15 protein-coding genes are annotated in these 21,221 nt (G+C 43.5%); 12 read left to right on the forward strand and 3 right to left on the reverse strand.

Features of this window, described 5'->3' with window-relative positions; all coding sequences use genetic code 11:
- Positions 1 to 173 precede the first annotated feature (173 nt).
- Genes BK026_RS02085 through BK026_RS02095 form a run of 3 tightly spaced genes read left to right on the forward strand, consistent with a single transcriptional unit; the run spans position 174 to position 6,137 of the window.
- The gene (locus BK026_RS02085) at positions 174 to 2,651 is read left to right on the forward strand and encodes a hypothetical protein (RefSeq protein WP_071814327.1); all 2,478 of its coding nucleotides are present in this window, start codon (positions 174 to 176) and stop codon (positions 2,649 to 2,651) included.
- Position 2,652: 1 nt separating this feature from the next.
- On the forward strand, positions 2,653 to 3,762 hold the full coding sequence (locus BK026_RS02090; RefSeq protein WP_071814328.1) for a Mur ligase family protein: 1,110 nt from the start codon (positions 2,653 to 2,655) through the stop codon (positions 3,760 to 3,762).
- The gene (locus tag BK026_RS02095) at positions 3,759 to 6,137 is read left to right on the forward strand and encodes a hypothetical protein (protein WP_071814329.1); all 2,379 of its coding nucleotides are present in this window, start codon (positions 3,759 to 3,761) and stop codon (positions 6,135 to 6,137) included. Before BK026_RS02090 ends, BK026_RS02095 begins: the two co-directional genes overlap by 4 nt.
- Before the next feature lie 222 nt (positions 6,138 to 6,359).
- Here the strand turns inward: BK026_RS02095 and BK026_RS02100 are convergent, their stop codons facing one another.
- Together BK026_RS02100 and BK026_RS02105 are read right to left on the reverse strand one after the other, a co-directional pair.
- Complete coding sequence (locus BK026_RS02100; RefSeq protein ID WP_071814330.1) at positions 6,360 to 6,851, reverse strand: hypothetical protein; 492 nt, start codon at positions 6,849 to 6,851, stop codon at positions 6,360 to 6,362.
- A gap of 256 nt (positions 6,852 to 7,107) precedes the next feature.
- Positions 7,108 to 7,794, reverse strand: coding sequence for a cytochrome b/b6 domain-containing protein (locus BK026_RS02105; protein WP_071814331.1), 687 nt, complete (start codon positions 7,792 to 7,794; stop codon positions 7,108 to 7,110).
- A 281-nt stretch (positions 7,795 to 8,075) separates the two neighbouring features.
- Here BK026_RS02105 and dapB point away from each other — a divergent pair, with 281 nt between their 5' ends.
- The 8 genes from dapB (at position 8,076) to BK026_RS02145 (ending at position 19,005) form a co-directional block, all read left to right on the forward strand.
- Positions 8,076 to 8,879 carry a 4-hydroxy-tetrahydrodipicolinate reductase gene (dapB, locus tag BK026_RS02110; RefSeq protein ID WP_071814332.1) on the forward strand — a complete coding sequence of 268 codons (804 nt, stop codon included), beginning with the start codon at positions 8,076 to 8,078 and terminating at the stop codon, positions 8,877 to 8,879.
- A gap of 370 nt (positions 8,880 to 9,249) precedes the next feature.
- Complete coding sequence (carA, locus tag BK026_RS02115) at positions 9,250 to 10,380, forward strand: glutamine-hydrolyzing carbamoyl-phosphate synthase small subunit (RefSeq protein ID WP_071817446.1); 1,131 nt, start codon at positions 9,250 to 9,252, stop codon at positions 10,378 to 10,380.
- 13 nt (positions 10,381 to 10,393) lie between these two features.
- Positions 10,394 to 13,615 carry a carbamoyl-phosphate synthase large subunit gene (carB, locus tag BK026_RS02120; protein WP_071814333.1) on the forward strand — a complete coding sequence of 1,074 codons (3,222 nt, stop codon included), beginning with the start codon at positions 10,394 to 10,396 and terminating at the stop codon, positions 13,613 to 13,615.
- Between the two features lie 117 nt (positions 13,616 to 13,732).
- Entirely contained in the window at positions 13,733 to 14,209 is a 477-nt protein-coding gene (gene greA / locus BK026_RS02125) for a transcription elongation factor GreA (protein WP_071814334.1), read from the forward strand.
- A gap of 112 nt (positions 14,210 to 14,321) precedes the next feature.
- Positions 14,322 to 15,323, forward strand: a complete 1,002-nt coding sequence (locus BK026_RS02130; protein WP_143142072.1) for a hypothetical protein — start codon at positions 14,322 to 14,324, stop codon at positions 15,321 to 15,323.
- Complete coding sequence (locus BK026_RS02135; RefSeq protein WP_071814336.1) at positions 15,320 to 16,318, forward strand: hypothetical protein; 999 nt, start codon at positions 15,320 to 15,322, stop codon at positions 16,316 to 16,318. The genes BK026_RS02130 and BK026_RS02135 overlap by 4 nt, the downstream gene beginning before the upstream one ends.
- A gap of 182 nt (positions 16,319 to 16,500) precedes the next feature.
- Positions 16,501 to 18,486, forward strand: a complete 1,986-nt coding sequence (locus BK026_RS02140; protein WP_071814337.1) for a methyl-accepting chemotaxis protein — start codon at positions 16,501 to 16,503, stop codon at positions 18,484 to 18,486.
- A 129-nt stretch (positions 18,487 to 18,615) separates the two neighbouring features.
- Complete coding sequence (locus tag BK026_RS02145) at positions 18,616 to 19,005, forward strand: DUF3224 domain-containing protein (protein ID WP_071814338.1); 390 nt, start codon at positions 18,616 to 18,618, stop codon at positions 19,003 to 19,005.
- Positions 19,006 to 19,119: 114 nt separating this feature from the next.
- On the opposite strand, the gene BK026_RS02150 is transcribed toward BK026_RS02145, so the two are convergent.
- Positions 19,120 to 19,569, reverse strand: coding sequence for an Hsp20 family protein (locus tag BK026_RS02150; RefSeq protein WP_071817447.1), 450 nt, complete (start codon positions 19,567 to 19,569; stop codon positions 19,120 to 19,122).
- A 427-nt stretch (positions 19,570 to 19,996) separates the two neighbouring features.
- Between BK026_RS02150 and BK026_RS02155 the strand changes: the two genes are divergently transcribed.
- The gene (locus tag BK026_RS02155) at positions 19,997 to 21,184 is read left to right on the forward strand and encodes an acetate kinase (RefSeq protein WP_071814339.1); all 1,188 of its coding nucleotides are present in this window, start codon (positions 19,997 to 19,999) and stop codon (positions 21,182 to 21,184) included.
- The last annotated feature ends 37 nt before the right edge of the window (positions 21,185 to 21,221 follow it).

Raw genomic sequence — 21,221 nt, forward strand, 5'->3', positions numbered from 1 at the left:
TTTTCACAGGAGTGTTTTCCAAAACAGTTTGCAAAGAAAAACTGATGGTGCTAGCTTATGTTGCACAAAAAATGATCAGCTAGGCTTTCGTACGTCATAAAAGGATTGATGGACGCAGTATCTTTATTTTCGCAAAGTTTAGTTAATTCGAACTTATACGTGAGGGATAATGTATGTCGTACGATGTGTTTAAATTTGTAGCGTTGCGCCCGCCTGAAGCCACAGTACCCAAAAATAACAAAAATTCGCTTACGCTTGCTGCTGTTTCTTCATCTGAAGCATTTAGCATATTTTCTCAACTTAATAAGCTAAAACCGCAGTCAGCTGATTTCAAAGCAACTGTAACTGAGATAGGCGCCGAAAAGGTGCTGTCATCGTTGATGATATCAGGGGCTGACGCTGCGCTTATCAATAAAGTAATAACCGTTTCAGAATTAGACCCAGAAAACGTTGTTGTTATGAGCAGCGAACCCTCTGCTGCAAAGCCGAATGATATCAATCCAATAGCCAATAGTTTGCAGCCAAATACTGTACTTTCAGCCTCGTTAAACCCTAATCTAGCGCGATTTTTTCGTAATAATGGCTCACACATTGTTCGTGGTAATGGTAGCCATGCACTGAACGAAGGCGTGAATGAAAACGTGCTAGACGAGGGCGCAGATAGAGTGCTTGTACCAGGTCCGGCAACCCCAGGGATAGATAGCGCATTTAACGAAGGGCCCATTATCGCCGACAAAGTAAGTGAAGAACACATCGACATGACCTCAAGCTTCTTCCGTCCAGTAGGGGTTGGTGACCTTCAGGTTGTTCAACAAGAATTACAACGTTATGAGTTAGGCGAAATTGCCTACATCGAAAACGTACTCGCTAGTGAATTCAGAGAACGTTCGCATTTACAAACAAACGAACAAGAAGTGTCTATCTTCGAAGAGGAAGAATCTGAGCATTATATGGAGACTAATCTTCAAACCTCAGAACGCTTTGAACTGCAGCAAGCTTCAAAAGAAGAGCTAGAAAAGAGAACGAAAAACGAGCTTAGTATGAATATATCAGGCTCGTATGGACCCACTGTGGAAGTAAAAGCAGGAATGCAGTTTTCCCTAGAAAATGCTAAGCGCTTTTCTAGCGAGCGCTCTAGTCAGTTTGCACAAGAGGTAACAGAAAGCGCAGTTCAGAGAACTCAGACTAGAATTAAACAATCTCGCAATGAAATCCAACGTTCAAGAACAGAGCAATCTAATATTCATCGCTTTGATAATACGCAAAGCAGTGAACATATAGCGGGTGTCTATCGATACGTGGATAAAATTTACAAGATGCGAGTGGTAAACCGGGGTGTACGATTTTTTTATGAGTTCTATATTCCATCGCCAGGTGCATATCTACGACAATTGAGTGACATTCAAAGTCGAAAACCACAAGCGAACTTTCCGCGAAAACCGGCGATAAAAATTAGTGACATTACCCCGTCCAACTATCAAACCTTTGTAGAGCGGTGGGGAGTAAGAAACGCGCCCATTCCCCCTGAACCTAAAGGTGAAACGATGACCGAGGCAGCCTCAGATGCTGATTCCGGTTTAAATGGTGCGCAAAAGGTAAGAAAAGAAGGCGCTTTATTGATAGAGCGTGATTACGAAATTTCTTCTGTAAAGGTATCTGTAATAGCGTTCAAACAGCACTCAACCGATCCTGAGGTATGGGTAACTATCGGAAGCGAGACGCAGCAAAAATCGGGCGGATGGCCCAAATTAACCGGTTCTGATGATGCTACTGTGTTTGAGTTCAAAAGTGCCAAACGGCAACGTGGAACACTTGGTTTTTCGCTCTATGCACGACATGATGCCACCGTTCAGTTCTTGATACAGGTGAATACTCAGCCTACTGAGCGAGCCATGACAGCGTGGAAACATAAAGTCTACGACGCCATCATTGAAGCGTATCAGGCGCAACTCTCCGCAGCTAAAGCCGAATATGCTGAAACGTTAGCAAACCAGACTGTAGGAGACTTAGTTGATGCCTCTCCTGATCGATTAAGAGAACTGGAGCGCGACGAATTAAAACGCTTGTGTTTACAACTTATGGGCGGAGAAGCCAAACGTGCGGAAGAGCGAGTAACCAATGAAAGCATAGATGGAACGCCGCTTGTAATGGACCCTAAAGAGGGGCCAATGACAGAGGGACATTTGCCCATTGACAGAAAACGTCTAGACCCACTTGCCGTTGAAGTGCGTTTTGCTGAACAAGCGTTTGAGTGGGCTAATATGTCATTTACCCTATATCCCTATTACTGGAACGAACCAAACCAGTGGGCAAATTTAGTGTCACTCAAGCATGCCGATCCTCTTCATGCAAATTTTTTACGTTCTGGCATTGCAAGAGTACTTGTACCTGTAAGACTTAATTTTGAGGAAAGTGTACGCGATTTCGTTTATCGCGGGCGTCCCGCATTATATTCGACTGAGCCAGCTAACATAACCGACGATAGGTGGTTGCCGTTACATCAAGAAATGAGAGAAGCGACACAACGTCGCCAGAAAGGTGATATTGAAATAGATACGTGGTCGACGCGACTCTCAACGCCCTTAGTTATGCTCGATACGAAGGTTCAGGTTGATGAGCACGGGCAAATGATGAAGCGAGAGAGTGAGTAGCGTGACTCGCTCACTCCCACTTCTAGTGGGTGTAACTGGCACCAATGGGAAAACCTCAGTAACAACGATGTTGGCGTCGTTATTAAATAAAATAGGTGTTCCATCTGCAGCCATTGGACAGCGTGTCGAAACACCTATTGATGTTAGAGACCGTGCAGAGATCCCAGCTGGTGTGAAAGGGTTACCACAATATATTTCATGGCTTACGCAAAAATACAATTTAAGCGTTATAGCTATTGAGGTATACAGTGCGGCACTGGCGAAGGGGTTACACGAGCACGTCAGCTACAACGTGGTGGCATTCACTAACATCACTGAAGACCATATCAATGTGCATGGGTCATTTGATGCTTATGTTCATGCCAAGTTGCGCATATTTTCTCACATGGCAAGAGATGGCAGTGTGGTCTTAGACCCCTCTGCCGAAGGTATGCAACCAGTGCTGTCGCGATGCGACCAACTAAAGCTTACTTACACAACACCTAAAAAGCACAACACACCATTTCATTTGAGCTACCAACAGCGAAATTGCCACCTTGCTGTTGCATTGGCAAAACAGCTCTTTCAATCCAACAACAACAGTGTCTTGACTGAGCGTGTATCTTACGAACATCTATTAGAAAAAGCGATGGAATTGCATTCGCCCCCTGGCCGTTATGAAAGATGGAGAATGCCCAATGGTGTAATAGCCGTGGTTGATTTTGCGCATAACTCAGGTGGTATAACTACAGTGATTGACGACACTCGTAAAGCGCTAAAAAACAATGAAAAAGTGGGTTTTTTGTTAAGTTCTAAAGGTGGGTGGGGAGAGCAAAAGCGAGCGTCAATGGCTTGTGCTGCTCAACGTGCCGATATCGTGATTGTTACCGATGACGATCCAAGACAAGAAGACCCAGCCATTATTCGTTTTCAGCTTGCTTATGCACATGGTTTTCAAGAATATTCACCGCGCAGTCATGCTATCTATCAATTGTGTTCAGCAATGAAAAAAGACGACGTTGCTATTATTGCAGGTAGGGGGGCAGATGAACGTTGGGAGAGCGTTGTAGGAAGGTATGCGTATAGTGACGTTCGCGTTTTGCAACAGTTAGGTGGTGTAAAAATAACATGAGTAAGGACGCTCACTTTTTTAGTGTATCAGGCTACAATTTCAACCTACCTAAGCGAAAAGACAACACGTACAATGTTGATTATAAGCATCGAAATGCGACAAATCACGATGCGCTTGCAATTAATCGGCTTAAAATGCTTTTTCAAAAAGATGGCTTTTTATTTGAGCAAAGTTGCAGAGAAATAAGTAACTCCAGCACCTTTAACGTTCATGCACACATCATATTCTTCGCCGATCGTAGCTTCGATTTTAAACAAGGAAAGAGGTTTAAAAGCCTTCCTAAAGACCTGCCGCCGGCGAACCCAGGTGTCACCCTTAGTTTTAGTGGCGCAGACTTGCACAAAGGTACGGTTCGTATTCCAGATGTTGAGACTTTGCGCCGGGTCGCGTTAATGCAAATTCCTCCTTTCGACCCCACAAGTAAAATGTCTGGTGCCCAGTATTCGCAACAGGTACTTAAATTCATTAAAAAGAAAACGGCCTACTACGACAAAGTTTATAAAGAATTTGGTGTGCGCCCGTCAGACTGTCAGTTTACGCATGGGAAGACGGGTGTGAACCTTTACCACTATTACTACAAAACTAAATATAATCGTTTATACGAAGAATATGGTGGTATATCAGATTTACCTAAAACGTTTGGTGGATTCCTGCGATTGTTCGATTGGTTTGTTGAGGAAAAAGACATCAAGCTTAGTCCGCTGGCTAAAGCGTTTGTGGATGATGTTTCCGCCCACATAGATAGTGGAGCGCTAGCGAAGGTACTGAATGTCCTCTCAATTTCGGACATTTACACGGCTATCGAAACAATAGGGAAAGACAAATCTACGGTTATAGAGCTGTCCATATTCTCTCATGCGTGGTGGGGAGGGCCAGTTTTAGTTAATAGCTTTGATGAGCGTTCAGATAGCGAGGTTGGCGTATGGTTTAAATACGACAGTAACAGTGCTAAACCAAGTCAGTTTGCGAAAACGTTAAGCAATGATGATTTTATTGCTGCACCAATAAGAAGTCCGTATGACAAAGATGCTAGAACAGATTATGATTTTGTGTCATCAGGCACACGCCTGCTTGAGTGGATAAAAAACACTTTTACTAAACACCCTAAAGGTGTTCACGCTACGCTTAACGACGACCAATTAAAATGGTTAATGACCCGCAATTTTGTTAAAAATAACGTTCTCACAGGGCGCAATAAAGAAGCGCAAAGCGGGTTCTCAGAACATGCTAGGGTTTTGTTATGGGGTTGTAGTGCAGTAACCATTTACAAGAAACTAATCGATGCTTTTTTACGAAGTGATGCTAGGTCATACCGGAAATTGCATGCTAATAAAGTTAAAATAAAGCAAAGACTTATAAAATATTGGTCTCAGGAAATCTCACTTTGGTCGGGGGATTCAGATGGCCCGAAAATTGGCGATATCATTGAAAATAAAGCACGTGGTGTAGCAGCGTATCACGCTCATACTAATCAAGTGAAATTGGAAAAGATTCCATATTCTCGAGCGTACCATCAACCCCTGGCTTTACCTACTTCCAGGCTTCGTTTGAAACAAGGTTATGCTTCTCCTTGCGATTCATTTCCTATTCCAAATAACGACCCGAAAAGTAGCGATGAAATGTTTACTTTGGTTTTCAAGCCCAGCGATGCGCCAACAATTTATGATTTACCACACCCACCAAAATATTCAGATTGGCAGGAACTAAAAGATAATTCTGCTTTTATTAAAGCGTTAGGTATATTTGGTCCGTTTCCTGATGATGCGACGCCCCTGAAAAGTACTTCAGATGACAAAGCGTATTGGAAGAGGTACGTTGATGAAAACGAGAATGATGATGACATATTCACCGAAGAGCAAGTGCGTAAAATTCTAAAAGGTGTAGCACAGCGATTTAGGCATTCATGGACCGTGCAGCTATCTCCAAACCTTATTGCTGAATTTATGGAAATTCAGCAGTCATTTAACTGGCTGTTAGCGTTATCTTGGGGAGTAAAGGTTCATTCGGCACCTCCGGGTACCGGTACACTATTTCAGAATCAACGCAGTGATAGTGTTTTTAAATCAAGAAAGGCGAAGGCGAAAAAACAGACGCCACAAAAAACATTTTATCCTCTCAATGATATAGGCTACCAGCATAAAAATTATCGCGGTTATACTGAAAAGAACCACGGTCGAATTAATTTTTACAGAGAGTTATTTGGCGTAGATACCGCGCGAGACGATATACTCGATGAAACAATAGGTTATTTCGTGCTAGACCCTAAAGATACCAGTTTTTGGAATTTTGTGTCGTGGCCTGCTGTGCGTGATGTGCTTAGGCTTGAGTGGTTAGACAGAAGTGAAAGTCTTACTACCCAGAAAAGGGTAACCTAATATCGAGATCGTTGCTCTAGCTGTCTAAACCCATTTTTTTCCTCGCATTCTTTGCCCATCGTGGCCGAGTGAGGGTAATACCTGTCGGCATAGATACTTCCCCACTCAGCGAGAGTTAAAATGTTCGTAATCGCGGCGTGTTACCGCAGGTATAGTGGTTCTACATCAAGGTGACACAACAAAGAGTACGGACCTTTTAAACTCGCCCTTCTGAGTGGGCAATTATCTGTGTGGACTGGTATAAGCCCATATACCCTCGGGCAGTTCAATTTTACTGTTAGCTTTTTTAAGTGCATCGAACATGGCACGTCTATCGACATTGAAGTTTTGATACATTAATTCGTGGACGCTGCCATCTTTCAATCGCAATAAATTGCGCGATGTTCCATTGGTTGCACTTCGTATTTGTTCAAGAGCGATGATCTCGTTCACAGAAAACGTAAGCGCTTTGCCACCAAATAAAGGGTCATGATAGTAAAATTCATTGGGTGAGATTCGAATTTCTACCTGTTCATTAAGTTTCCACAAATAAATGGCAACGCTAACAAGAGCAATCTCTACGAGGATAACGGCCGCAAACACAAATACGTTGACCTCACCGTCCAGAAAATAAACCTGACACGCCCAGTATATAAAAGGAAGCAAACATGCATTCATTAATACTATTAAGCTAAAGCGACGTGTCTTGCGCACGAAGTGGTAGTAACTCACCATAAAGCATCCCTTCTTGTTTCGGCTGTGTTTGGCGTTTGCTGCACAAGCGGTCTGAAACCGCCAACCCGTTTATATAGTTATAGCATTTCTTTGGCTACATCCGTCCTTTTGGCTTGTTACCGTTCGGATGCCAATATTGAATTTTATTACGTAGCCTACGTTTGTTTCGTCAACCACGCAGCTTTTTCATCAAAATTGGAATGAAATAATGTAAATATCGTCCATCGTAAAATAACACTGATTATAGTGTGAGCGATTAATAGTACATTTCCCCAATATCTGGCGACGGCGGAACGATTTCAATTGCTACGTATACTATGCCAGCTGCGACAATGGCAATAATCAGTGCTCGTAGTAGTAAAGAACTCGTTATACCTTCGTTGCTCAGACCTTCCTTTTTTCCATGGAGCATGGCAGGTACGAGTTTTTGCTTTTTGTAAACCGTGTAGAAAACCATTGCCACAATGTGCATTGCGATAACATACAGCAAAATTTCAAAAGCCCAATGATGGATAGTATTCATGATGGCTAGTGTGTCTTCATTTGCCATAGCGCGAAATGGTCCATCCAGAAATATGTCGTCGGTAAGAAATAGGCCAGAAACGGCTTGAGCACCTACTAAAATAAGCATGATGAGAACAAACCATCCTCCCAACGCATTGTGCCCTGCTGCTGGCGGCGTGTTGCGCTTAAAAAGTGACTTTAAATATTCAAAAACGGCGGCGGGACCTTTCACAAAACTGTTAAATTGCGCATATTTGGTACCAAAAATTCCCCACATCAAACGAAAAACAATGAGAAAAAGCGTGAAATACCCTAGATAAAAATGCCACTGAACAGCATTGTCGAGCCACTCGGCGGTAGCGTATTGGCCGATTAGGCTAATCACTAAAAGCCAGTGAAACAGGCGTGTAGGAAGATCCCAAACTAAGGTCTTTTTCATAATGCAGTTCTTCTAGTATCGTGCGTAGATACGCATCAAAGTGTTATTAAAAAATAATGAGCAAATATACTATCGAAGTGTTTTTGATAAATCGATGTGGGTAAACGGTTTTTTCGATAAGCTCCCCGCATTTTTAATACAAGATAGAAAACACCCATAAACCGCTTGTAGCGTGTTAAGTAGCGCATTTGAGAATATTAAATACCACAATCGCATTGCATTAGCGCAGGCATTTGGCAAAATGCCCGACAAGTAATAGGTTTATAGCTAAGAAGGCCAAAATGAAAGTAGGGTTGTTTGGTGCGAACGGGCGCATGGGAAGGGTGCTTATAGAAGCACTGGATATAAGTGAAAATGCAGAGTTAAGCGTTGCAACTGTGCGTGACGATTCACCATGGGTGGGAATGAATGTGGGTGAACTGGCGGGTATCGGTAAAAAGCCAGTAAATTGCTCGCCAATGTCAGCGCTTGAAGCAGCGGATGCTGATGTAATGATTGACTTTACATTGCCTTCAATCATTGAAAATAATTTGGCGTGGTGCGTAGCGCATAAAATGCCAGTTGTTATCGGAACGACTGGGCTAAACGATGCTCAAACAGCGGCACTTAACAACGCAGCAAAGCACATTCCTATCGTGTTCGCAGCAAATTATAGTGTAGGCGTTAATTTGATGCTGTCGCTGGTTCGCCAAGCTGCAAGTGTTCTTGGACATACCGCAGATATCGAAATTACTGAAGCTCACCACCGATTTAAACAAGACGCGCCATCGGGTACAGCAATGGCTATCGGTGAGGCTATTGCAGATGAACTGGGACGCGACTTAAAAAGTTGTGCAGTTTATGGAAGAGAAGGCAAAGAACCTGAACGTGATCAAGGAACAATAGGTTTTGCAACCGTTCGAGCGGGCGATATTGTTGGTGAACACACGGCATTGTTTGCCGATATAGGCGAGCGCTTGGAAATCACTCACAAAGCGTCTAGTCGTCTTACTTTTGCGAAAGGTGCGGTGCATGCGGCTGAATGGTTGTACACAAAGGAACCTGGACTATACTCCATGGTAGACGTTCTTAATCTTAAGCTGTAGGCACGTTGAAACGTTCTGCTGATTAGCATTTAGGCGTTGAAGTTAGTCGAGTTATCAATACGTTAATCAAAAGTAGCATTTTTCATGAGCAATAAATCGTACTTTCGATAGTTCTGAGCAAAAAACATGACCAAACGGTTATTTTAGTAAATTATTGCAAATAAATTTGCCATTTTCGGCCAGTGATGTATACTCGCCGGAATTTGCCAGAATTTCGTATTCTGAAGCCACTAAAATGGCTGAAGAGTGCGGTTTTATTAGCTGCAAAGATCGTAAAGCGGGATGTATTGTTATCAATAACTCCCGTTTTTTGTGGGGTTTGTGCAGAAAACTGCACAAACACATAGTTATCCTTAATCTGGAGGTTGACTTGGCTAATTCTGCCCTTTTGGTGTTAGAGGATGGTTCTGTTTTTAAAGGTACGGCGATAGGCGCTACAGGCTCCGCCGTTGGGGAAGTCGTTTTTAATACTTCCATGACCGGCTATCAAGAAATTCTCACCGACCCATCCTACGCTGAACAACTCATCACCCTTACTTATCCACACATTGGCAACACCGGCACTAACGAAGAAGACGTCGAAGCAGATAAAATCTGGTCGAAAGGTCTAATCATTCGTGACCTACCTCTTGTTGCTAGTAACTTTCGTCAACAGCAAACTTTGTCTGAATACCTTAAAGCGAAAGGCGTTGTGGGTATTGCCGACATTGATACACGTCGCTTAACGCGTATCTTGCGAGACAAAGGTGCACAAAACGGCTGCATTATTTGCTCTGATGAATTAGACGAGTCTAGCGCACTGGCGCAAGCAAAAGCTTTCCCTGGCCTTAAAGGCATGGATTTGGCAAAAGTAGTGAGCATTACTGAGCCTAAAACATGGACTGAAGGCAGTTGGGAGCTTGGCAAAGGCTACGTAACACCGAGCGAGTTCAAGTATCACGTTGTTGCTTACGACTACGGTGTTAAAAACAACATTCTTCGCATGCTTGCTGATCGCGGTTGTAAAGTTACGTTAGTACCAGCGCAAACGCCTGCAGAAGATGTGCTTGCCATGAATCCAGACGGTGTCTTTTTGTCAAATGGCCCGGGCGACCCAGAGCCATGTGACTACGCGGTAACCGCCATTAAAACTATCGTCGAAACGGGCACGCCAGTATTTGGTATTTGTCTTGGTCACCAGCTGCTTGCAACTGCAAGTGGTGCAAAGACAGTGAAGATGAAGTTTGGTCACCACGGTGCAAACCACCCGGTGAAAGACCTTAAGCGCAATGTAGTTATGATCACCAGCCAAAACCACGGTTTCGCTGTAGATGAGTCTAGCTTGCCAGATAACCTAGAAGTAACTCACATTTCGTTGTTCGACAAGTCGTTGCAGGGTATTCACCGCACCGACAAGCCTGCGTTCAGCTTCCAGGGTCACCCTGAAGCCAGTCCAGGTCCTCATGAAGCGGCGCCGTTATTCGACCACTTCATCGAACTTATTGAACAACACAAGCAGTAGGAATTAGCCAACTATGCCAAAACGTACCGACATACAAAGTATTCTTATCATTGGTGCTGGCCCTATTGTTATCGGCCAGGCTTGTGAATTCGATTATTCAGGCGCGCAAGCGTGTAAAGCCCTTCGTGAAGAAGGCTACCGTGTTATTTTGGTTAACTCTAACCCAGCAACCATTATGACCGACCCAGAAATGGCAGATGCAACTTACATCGAGCCTATTCACTGGGAAGTGGTTCGCAAGATCATCGAAAAAGAACGTCCAGATGCCATCTTACCTACAATGGGTGGACAAACTGCACTTAACTGTGCGCTAGAGCTAGACAAGCACGGCGTACTTGAAGAGTTCGGTTGTGAGCTCATCGGTGCAACGGCAGATGCAATCGATAAAGCAGAAAACCGCGAGCGCTTTGACAAAGCAATGAAAAACATCGGCCTTGAATGTCCACGTGCGGAAATCGCGCACAGCATGGATGAAGCGCACGATGTACTAAGCCGCATCGGCTTCCCTTGTATCATTCGTCCGTCTTTCACCATGGGTGGAACTGGCGGCGGTATCGCGTACAACATTGATGAATTTAATGAAATTTGTCACCGTGGCTTAGACCTTTCTCCTACCAACGAGCTTCTTATCGACGAGTCGCTTCTAGGTTGGAAAGAGTACGAAATGGAAGTAGTACGCGATAAAGCAGATAACTGCATTATTGTATGTACTATCGAAAACTTCGACCCTATGGGCGTGCATACTGGCGACTCAATCACAGTAGCTCCAGCACAAACCCTGACTGACAAAGAATTCCAGCTAATGCGTAATGCAGCAATGGCTGTACTGCGTGAGATTGGTGTTGAAACTGGTGGTTCAAACGTACAGTTCGGTGTAGACCCGAAAACTGGCCGTATGGTTATCATCGAGATGAATCCGCGTGTATCGCGTTCATCAGCACTTGCGTCGAAAGCAACAGGTTTCCCAATTGCGAAAGTAGCAGCGAAACTTGCGGTAGGTTATACGCTAGATGAATTAGCAAACGACATTACAGGTGGCCTAACGCCAGCGTCTTTCGAGCCGTCTATCGACTACGTAGTGACTAAGATCCCACGCTTTAACTTTGAGAAGTTTGCCGGTGCTAACGACCGACTGACTACCCAAATGAAGTCGGTAGGTGAAGTGATGGCCATTGGCCGTAACCAGCAAGAATCACTGCAAAAAGCCCTTCGCGGTCTTGAAGTAGGTGCGACAGGCCTTAACCCTATGGTTGACCTTGAAGACCCTGAATCACGAAACAAAGTGGTTTATGAACTTCGTCAGCCTGGTGCAGAGCGTATTTGGTACATCGGTGATGCATTCCGTATGGGCATGACGGTTGAAGAGGTGTTTAACCTTACTAATATCGACCGCTGGTACCTTGTACAGCTTGAAGACCTTATTCTTCTTGAAGCAAAAGTAGCTGAACTTGGTTTACCGGGTATTGATGCTGACTTCATGCGTGCACTTAAGCGTAAAGGTTTCTCTGATGCGCGTCTTGCAGAGCTAACCAAAGTGGCAGAAAGCGATATTCGTGAGACTCGTCGCGGTTTTGGTATTTCTCCTGTCTACAAGCGTGTAGACACTTGTGCAGCAGAATTCTCTACCAGCACAGCTTACATGTACTCAACGTATGACGAAGAGTGCGAAGCAGCGCCAACTGACAAAGACAAGATCATGGTATTGGGCGGCGGTCCTAACCGAATTGGTCAAGGTATTGAGTTCGACTACTGCTGTGTTCACGCGGCGCTTTCAATGCGTGAAGACGGTTACGAGACCATTATGGTTAACTGTAACCCTGAGACAGTATCTACCGATTACGACACATCAGACCGTCTGTACTTCGAGCCAGTAACGCTGGAAGATGTACTAGAAATCGTTGCTAAAGAGCAGCCGAAAGGCGTTATCGTGCAATATGGTGGTCAAACGCCACTTAAACTTGCTCGTGCACTAGAGGCGGCGGGTGTACCGGTTATAGGTACCTCACCAGAAGCGATTGACCGTGCTGAAGACCGTGAGCGCTTCCAGCAAATGGTGAACAAGCTTAACCTTAAGCAGCCTGCGAATGCCACGGTAACTAACGTTGAGCAAGCGCTAACTATGGCTGAAGAAATTGGCTTCCCACTGGTTGTTCGCCCAAGCTACGTGCTAGGTGGTCGTGCGATGGAAATCGTCTATGACATCAAAGACCTTAAGCGTTACCTCAACGAAGCGGTTAAAGTGTCTAACGACGCGCCAGTATTGCTAGACAGGTTCTTAGATGATGCTATTGAAGTTGATATCGACGCTATTTGCGACGGTAAAGACGTAGTGATTGGCGGCATCATGGAACACATTGAACAAGCGGGTGTTCACTCGGGTGACTCTGCGTGTTCATTGCCTCCACACTCGCTTTCAAAAGAGATTCAGGATGTCATGCGCGAGCAAGTTAAAGCCATGGCGCTTGAACTTGGCGTAGTCGGTCTGATGAACACACAGTTTGCGATTAAAGATGGTGAAGTATACCTAATCGAGGTGAATCCTCGAGCAGCACGTACCGTTCCATTCGTATCTAAAGCAACGGGTGTACCTCTTGCTAAAGTTGCAGCACGTGCCATGGCTGGTGTGAGCTTAGCCGAGCAGGGCGTAACAGAAGAAGTGATTCCACCTTTCTACTCTGTAAAAGAAGTGGTGCTTCCATTTGCTAAGTTCCAAGGTGTTGACCCACTGCTAGGCCCAGAGATGCGCTCTACGGGTGAAGTAATGGGCGTTGGCGATACCTTCGAAGAAGCTTATGCTAAAGCTAACTTAGGTGCCGGTGCGCCACTACCTAAGCAAGGTAAAGCGCTTATTTCAGTACGTGATACCGATAAACCTCGTATGATTGCACTGGCAAAAGCGTTGGTTGAAGCGGGCTTCAGCATTGAAGCTACCCGCGGTACGGCTACCGAGCTTTACGATGCTGGCATTATGAGCACAGTGGTGAACAAGATGTCTGAGGGCCGCCCTAATATTGTTGATGCAATCAAAAACGGCGAATACGCGTATTTGATTAACACAACGGAAGGTCGTCAAGCCATCACCGACTCAGTGTACATTCGTCGTGAAGCCTTGGTAAACAAGGTAACCTACACTACAACGATGAACGCTGCGTTCGCAACTATCCGTGCTAAGTCTGCCGATGACCGCAATAAAGTGGCGTCAGTTCAAGAACTACACGCTAGACTTAAACACTAATGACATACGCTAGGATACGAGGTATCCTAGCAATATTACATTTGTGTGAACGAATAAAAAGTGCGCCTTCGAGGCGCACTTTTCTGTTTAAATTACTAGCTAAGCGAGACGGTATTCATGAGTCAGTATCCAATGACAGCGCGCGGCGCTCAAATGCTGCGTGACGAATTAAATGAGCTAAAAACAAAAACACGCCCACGTATTATCGAGTCAATTGCCGAAGCACGTGAGCATGGTGACTTGAAAGAAAACGCTGAATATCACGCAGCCCGTGAGCAGCAAAGCTTCTGTGAAGGTCGCATTCAAGATATTGAAGGCAAGCTTTCAAATGCACAGATTATCGATGTTACCAAAATGGAAAATACGGGTAAGGTTATTTTTGGCACTACCGTAACTATTCTAAATGTCGATACCGAAGAAGAAACGACTTATCGTATTGTTGGAGATGACGAAGCTGATATTAAGAACAACTTAATTTCGGTTAATTCACCTATCGCTCGTGGTCTTATAGGCAAAGAACTTGATGATATGGTAACGATTCAAACGCCAGCGGGCGCAGTTGAAGTAGAAATTATCGAAGTTGAGTATATCTAACGACCGACATTACTAAAAGCGCCGAGCACCTGCTCGGCGCTTTTATTTGTGCTGGCTGCTTGGGTATTGTATTAATAATATACAATTTCACTGGCGCGCAATTTCAACAGGTATGTTACAACACGGACGTTTGTACAAAACACATTTTCTATTACCCGCATTATATTTGCTTATAGTGTTAAGCATTAATTGCTATCTTGGTTTCGTCACGTTCGATCACGAGGCTACTTCTCTAGCAGCGCGAGACGCAGCTACTGCATTAACTGCGCCTGTTTTAGTCGCCTTTGCGTGGTGGGCTTCTTGTAGAACACTTCATAGCTCAGCTGTGTATTTGTCTTTTCTGTTGTCTCACCGTAGAAAGAAATCAAGAGCGAGACTTGTAGAAAAGATACGATTTACCTTCTTCTCTCAGATGTTAAAAGCATTGCCCTATATTTTTGTTTGTGCGCTTGTAGTTTCAATTGGGTACGTGTTTTCCCAAGGTATCGCCGATAAGGTGACAGAGCAGCCCAAACGCGTGTTTTTACTTCTACAAGCAGTTCCTATATGGTTAGCGGGATTGTCACTGTTTAGCTCTAACATCATCGTATTACGGTTTATTAAACGTCACTTGCAAAAGCACTTCAGAGTAAGACTGTTTGAAATGGAAGAAATGATGCCACTGTGTAAGTTGGTGCTGCACAATTTTTGCCTCACGTCGATATTACTGGCGATATATTCAGTAACGTTTTTGTTTGTCGACGTTCCCCTTACTGATGCCATGTTGTTATCGGTCATTTCTTTATTAATTGTTCTTCTTTTGCTTCAACCAATTTTGGAGGTACACAGCGTTGTGTCAAAAAGGCGCTCATTGACACTAGCTAGAATCAACGAAAGTTTAAAAATGGAGACGTCACCTGAAATGCGTGTTACTGAAACGAGGCGTTTGGTTGATGATGATACGCGTCTTCAATTCATTTCAGACCTATTAACGGTAAGAACTGAAGTTGAACGAGCACCTAGCTGGCCATTAACGCTACCGTTTACGCTTAAAATACTCGTTCTTATTTTGCTTCCAATGCTGTCGTGGACGGGCGCAGGTCTTATGAGTCAGTTGATAAAGGTCATTTTATGAATGTGACAGCGCAGCGATATTCTACCCTAGTGATATGTATTTTTACGGGTATTGGCATTTTAATAGTAGCATTCTGTTTTGGTGCATTTGAGCTAACGCGTTTAGATACGCCACTTGGGGTAAGACAGCGAAATGCAGCGCTTGCGTTTGGAATAATGATTTCGTTTTTCATTTATATCAATGGGTATTTATATCAGCGTTCAGTTAAGTGCTTCAGCGACTTCCTTAATAAATATCCGGGGGAGATGAACCATGAAACAATGGTTGTGGAATTGCAAACCGGTTTTTCTAAGTGTCGTAAATACAGCTGGATAGGAGGAGGGCTTATCACAGTAGTGTATTTGTTTTCCGAAGGCCTTTTGTCGCTAGAGTCCGATATATTGTCGTGGTATCTAAGTGTTTTAGGCCTTTTCTTTTGGCGTTACGCTATTTGTACGCTTTTTTGTTTATTGTTCGTAACGCGATTTGCGCTATCACGCTTTTTGAATGAAGGCTTAATTGATCTTTTTGGGATAGAGAAATTTAAACATTTGTCTGAATTGGTTATTTCTAATGCAGTTATAAGTGCACTTTCTCTTAGTTTGATCCCTATTTTTTGGCTTGGTATTAACGTGCCAATAATTGATAGGGTTATTGTATCTATTGCATTTTTAATGCTCACTTCCTTTTTGTTTCTTCCAGTGAATAAAGTGCAGCGGTGTATTGCCAAGAAGAAGTCTCTTGCTATTCAACGCATCAATGATTCGATAAAGCAATTGTTTCTACTTAACGAAAAGCATAAAAGGCGCCTAACCGACGATCCTGTCCGTCTGCGCAAATTGAGTTCGTTAATTAATTCAAAACAGCAAATTTCTGCTGTTTCTGAATGGGCAATCGATATTCCGCAGGGTATGAAGACTATCGCAATTGTATTTTCAGTGCCGCTGTCATGGGCAATTGGGGCGTTGGTAGATAAGTACTTGCAAGAAATAATTGAAATTTCAAAGATGGTTTAGTTCATACCGCTTGCCGTGATTTACATGTATTTGCCGAGCAAGGCAATGAACGCAATGTCTGTTTGCGCTTATTTTATTGTTTTCTATACTGAAGTGAGCTGTCTATTTATTAGGCAATAACAGGAGGTGCATCCTTCCTCATCCTCTCTATCGAGCAGTACGGTTTACATGGAGCTCTATCAGTGCGCTTGCTACAACGATTTTCTATACTACAACTGTCTGTGTTTGGTGCAGGCATTCTTTTATTAAGTGTTTCATACCTGTCATTCAAAGATATTAAGCGGTCGTTAGATATAAATCGTTCTGCCGCATACGATGTCGATATGATAACGCTTATCGCTGCTGTGGAGTCAGTTGCGCATCATCATGCGGTGGAGCGAGGGTTAACGGCTGGTTTTTTAGGTAATGGCACAGATAAAATGCTGGCTAATGTACAGGCACAACGAGTTAACGCTGACAAAGCGCAGACAGATCTTACCCGCCTCTTGCAAGACAAAAAAACGTATCCTGAGAATATTCAGCGCCTACTTCTACCTGTGTTTGATATTCTACAAGGTAAGCCAGCATTGCGTCGCGAGGTGGATGATAGAGACGGCAATCGCGCATTTGCTTATTACAGCGAATTGAACGAGGCCGCGCTAAATGCGGGTAGTGCGTTAACTATTTATGTAAGTAATGTACAGTCTAAAGAATTGCTGTCAAATGCGATATTACTGGCACAGTTAAAAGAGCGCTTAGGTCAAATAAGGGGAAAAGTTAACGGTGTTTTATCCCGCCAGAGCATTAACGATATGACACGTGCTCAAATTGAGAGCTATAAGCGCGAGGCTGACTACATTGTTAGTAAACTATCTGCACGCCTAACTGGTTCGAATAGAGCGAGTTTCGAAAGTGCGATTAATCCATCAGACGCATCGATTTTGACAGAGACAACACGTGCGTTACAAACTAGCGGGGTAGACTTTACTGCGCTTCCCACGCCAGCACAGTGGTTTCAAGCCGCCACAGAGCAAATAAAGCAAGTAAAAAGTGTATTAGACGATATCTGGCTTCTTGTAACAGGCAACGCAGAGAACGCCCATAAAACCGCATCAATTTCACTTTTTGTAACGATAGTGATAATCGCTATAGGCATAATCGCAGTTATTATTATCTATCGCACGCTTTTGTTTATTTTAGGCAAACAACTGCGGGAACTTACGAATAATTTGTCTAAAGTTGCAGACAACGGCGATTTAACAATAAACGTTGACGTTCATGCTCAAAACGAATTAGGCGTTGTTTCCAGAGCGATAAATAAAACACTTTACGCGCTTAAAGACCTAATAAAAGGGCTTGAACAATCGATTTCCGCAAGTTCAAGATTATCGAGTGAGTTAGAAGAATCCTGTGCTTCAATGGTTGATGATGCAGGTAAAACGCAGCAGCGCTCACTTAGCATTTCGTCAGCATTAGAAGAAATTTCCGTAACCAGCAGTGATATCGCTAAATCTGCTTTCGATACACTTTCGGCAAGTAAGTCTTTGGACGAATTGGCTAATCAAGCATTTACGTTAAACGAAACGATACGAGGTGAAATGAAGCAATTGGAGAGTGATATGTTGCAGGTGCAAGGTAATGCAGCAACCATGGAGCAACAAGTAACTGAGATTAGCGGAATATTAGAAACGATAAATACGCTCTCTGATCAAACTAATTTATTGGCGCTAAATGCGGCAATAGAAGCCGCGAGAGCCGGTGAACACGGAAGAGGGTTTGCTGTGGTTGCAGATGAAGTAAGAAAGCTTGCACAAAATAGTCGTGATGCATCTGCTCAAATATCGACTTTACTCGGGGCCTTGCAACAGGCCAGTTTAGTCGTGGTGCAAAACGTTACAAAAAACGCAGAAAAGGTGAACAAGTCTGTTGAAATAACGGGAATAGGCCGAGAAACGGCCAAAAAGGTGAAAGATGCTGCTTCGAATGTAGAACTTATGGCGAACAGTATGTCAGCAGCCGCAGAACAGCAGTCGGTAACGACAAGAGAAGTAGCAAAAGATATTGTAGAAGTTGAAGAGGCGGCAAAACACGAGGTCGATTTAGCAAAAGATTTATCTAATTTGTCTCACTCTATGAAAGAAAATAATCTAGTGCTGAGCCGCACAATCGCAAATTTCACAATAGATTAAGGGGTAATGGTAATCAGTATTTGTTGCATCGTGCTTGGTTTGAAGCAAATGCATTTACGAATTGTTACACACTTTACCGTGTAAAAGTGCGTTTTATGACGTTACGATACCAAGAAAAAGGAGGCAATTATGGAACACCAAGGAAGTTTTAGCATTCAAAAATGGGATGAAGACGTGTTAACCGAGCGCGGCGAGGGTGTTAAAACAACCCAAGCAATCATTAAGCAAGCGTATGAAGGCGCTATGGCCGGTGGATCAGAAGTCGCTTTCCTCATGTCGTACCAATCATCTGCACAGGCTGTGTTTACAGGGTTTGAATCATTCGTTGGGGCGATTAACGGCTTGAGAGGGTCGGTAACATTTCAGCACTCAGGGCGGTTTGACAACGGCATTGCGTCAAGTGAATTTGTGTCTATTCCCGCATCAACAACGGGAGAGTTAAGCGGTAAACATATTACCGGGCGTTTTACTTCTGGAGAAGCTGGTATAGCGCGCTATGAAATCTCGGTTTCTTCTTAAGCATAGCCTGATGGCGCTGCTATGCGTATATCGTTAACCACGCTGCGTTAAACAAAAAACGGCGCCCAGAGGCGCCGCATAAAAAATGGGAAACAAACCAAGAAAAACAGTGATTTAGTTTTCGATTAAACGAGATCCTATTTCAATCTGACGAGGCTTCTTGGCTTCAGGAATGACTCGCTCCATATCGATGTGTAACAGGCCATTTTCCATATCGGCAGCCAATACTTTTACATGGTCCCCAAGCTGGAATTTTCGCTCAAAGTTACGTTCAGATATCCCTTTGTGTAAGAACTTACGTTCTTTACTGTCTTTATTCTCTGCTTCTGACTTTTTGGTACCCGTAATGGTCAACGTATTTTCTTCAACTTGAATAGAAACGTCGTCTTTACTGAAGCCTGCAATAGCCATAGTTACGCGATATTTGTCGTCACCCAGTAACTCTATGTTGTAAGGTGGGTATGTGCTTTGCTTCTCTGCGCGAGATGCTGCATCAATCAGTGACGCTAGGTGGTCTGAACCAATGAAAGAACGGTAAAGTGGAGATAGATCGATAGTACGCATAGTCATATCCTCAAAATTAAGCAATATGTTTAAAATTTAAATGCCCCGACGTAGCGGCGGCGGTTTTGTCGACCTGACCCTTCAGCGCCGACAATAACTAAGTAGGGACAGCCCTGCTGGTTTTCAACACGAAAAATTAATTATTTTTGCTAATCTATTCAAAAAATCACTCAACTTACTGTTTTTAAATAACTTTATATTTTTAATATTTTGTTTTTTATTTTTCCGGAAAAATAAGCGGCGGGCGTGGTGCATTAGCTGTTGTGCCGCCCCAGAAAAACTTCGTCAAATTTAAAGACCTTAATAAAAACAAGTGTATGCGATAATTTTTATAAAACATTTAGCATTTGTTTAACCAACGCGATTGTTTATAAATGCTACAATTCACAGCATCAACATATAAGATACTTTATTTGAAAAGTCTGAAATGAAAAAAGAAGTTATTGTTTTAAATTGTGGCAGCTCTTCGGTTAAGTTTGCCATTATCGACGCTGAAACCGGCGAAGCTGGATTAACTGGTATTGCTGAAGCGCTAGGCAACAGCGACGCAAGTTTGTCTTATAAGTTAAACGGCAAAAAAGAAAAGCATGTATTACCTGAGAAAGCGGGGCATACCGAAGCGTTAAACGCAATTTCAAATGTTATTGCTAGCACTGGTGTTCAGCCTATTGCCATTGGCCACCGCGTGGTGCACGGAGGCGAAAAGTTTAAAGGCGCAGCTCTTGTTGATGATAGCGTTCTTCAATCAATCGAAGACTACGCGAGCATGGCGCCATTGCACAACATGGCTAACTTAAAAGGCATCGTTACTGCACAAGCGGCTTATCCTGATCTCCCTCACGTTGTAGTTTTTGATACGTCTTTTTTCCAAACTTTACCGAAAAAAGCGTTCATTTATGCTTTGCCCATGTCACTTTACCGCGACCACGGCATAAGACGTTACGGCTTTCACGGAACGAGTCACAAGTTCATACTAGACAGTATGGCAAAAATTCTTGAAAAACCTGTTTCGGATACAAGCATCATTAGTGCGCATTTGGGGAACGGTTGTAGCGTGTCGGCCATAGAAAAGGGTACTGCAGTAGATACAAGTCTGGGCTTTATTCCACTGGAAGGGCTAGTAATGGGCACGCGATGTGGCGATTTAGATCCTAGTTTACCGGGTACGCTACAGAAAAAGCTGGGTAAGACTGCAGATGAGATCAGCGATCTTTTAAACAAACAATCAGGCTTACTTGGCATTTCAGAGTTAAGCAACGATTGCAGAACACTTGAAGATGCTGCGCAAGAAGGGCATGAAGGTGCTTTATTAGCAATAGAAATCTTCTGTTACCGACTAGCGAAGTATATTGCAGGCTATATGGTTGCTGTTCCCACGCTTGACGCAATTGTGTTTACCGGCGGCATTGGCGAAAATTCATCTCTGATCCGTGAAACCACGATGGGTTATTTTAGTCATTTTGGAATAACCCTCGATGAACAAAGAAACCTTGATGCCAGATTTGGTAACGGCGGCCTTATTTCCACCGACAATGCTAACAAAGCGGTCTACGTTGTGCCTACCAATGAAGAATGGGTAATTGCTGCAGAAGCTGCAACCTTCGCTCAGAAGTAAAAAGTCGAAAATTACGCTAATACAATCAGCAGGAGTA

Origin of the sequence: Alteromonas sp. V450 (genome assembly GCF_001885075.1) — a bacterium.
GTDB lineage: Bacteria > Pseudomonadota > Gammaproteobacteria > Enterobacterales > Alteromonadaceae > Alteromonas.

What these genes read in the sequence shown, in the direction of transcription:
- BK026_RS02085 (WP_071814327.1), top strand. Translation starts at nt 174, where the DNA reads ATGTCGTACGATGTGTTTAAATTTGTAGCGTTGCGCCCGCCTGAAGCC.
- BK026_RS02095 (WP_071814329.1), top strand. Translation starts at nt 3,759, where the DNA reads ATGAGTAAGGACGCTCACTTTTTTAGTGTATCAGGCTACAATTTCAAC.
- BK026_RS02100 (WP_071814330.1), bottom strand. Translation starts at nt 6,851, where the DNA reads ATGGTGAGTTACTACCACTTCGTGCGCAAGACACGTCGCTTTAGCTTA.
- BK026_RS02105 (WP_071814331.1), bottom strand. Translation starts at nt 7,794, where the DNA reads ATGAAAAAGACCTTAGTTTGGGATCTTCCTACACGCCTGTTTCACTGG.
- dapB (WP_071814332.1), top strand. Translation starts at nt 8,076, where the DNA reads ATGAAAGTAGGGTTGTTTGGTGCGAACGGGCGCATGGGAAGGGTGCTT.
- carB (WP_071814333.1), top strand. Translation starts at nt 10,394, where the DNA reads ATGCCAAAACGTACCGACATACAAAGTATTCTTATCATTGGTGCTGGC.
- greA (WP_071814334.1), top strand. Translation starts at nt 13,733, where the DNA reads ATGAGTCAGTATCCAATGACAGCGCGCGGCGCTCAAATGCTGCGTGAC.
- BK026_RS02130 (WP_143142072.1), top strand. Translation starts at nt 14,322, where the DNA reads ATGTTACAACACGGACGTTTGTACAAAACACATTTTCTATTACCCGCA.
- BK026_RS02135 (WP_071814336.1), top strand. Translation starts at nt 15,320, where the DNA reads ATGAATGTGACAGCGCAGCGATATTCTACCCTAGTGATATGTATTTTT.
- BK026_RS02145 (WP_071814338.1), top strand. Translation starts at nt 18,616, where the DNA reads ATGGAACACCAAGGAAGTTTTAGCATTCAAAAATGGGATGAAGACGTG.
- BK026_RS02150 (WP_071817447.1), bottom strand. Translation starts at nt 19,569, where the DNA reads ATGCGTACTATCGATCTATCTCCACTTTACCGTTCTTTCATTGGTTCA.
- BK026_RS02155 (WP_071814339.1), top strand. Translation starts at nt 19,997, where the DNA reads ATGAAAAAAGAAGTTATTGTTTTAAATTGTGGCAGCTCTTCGGTTAAG.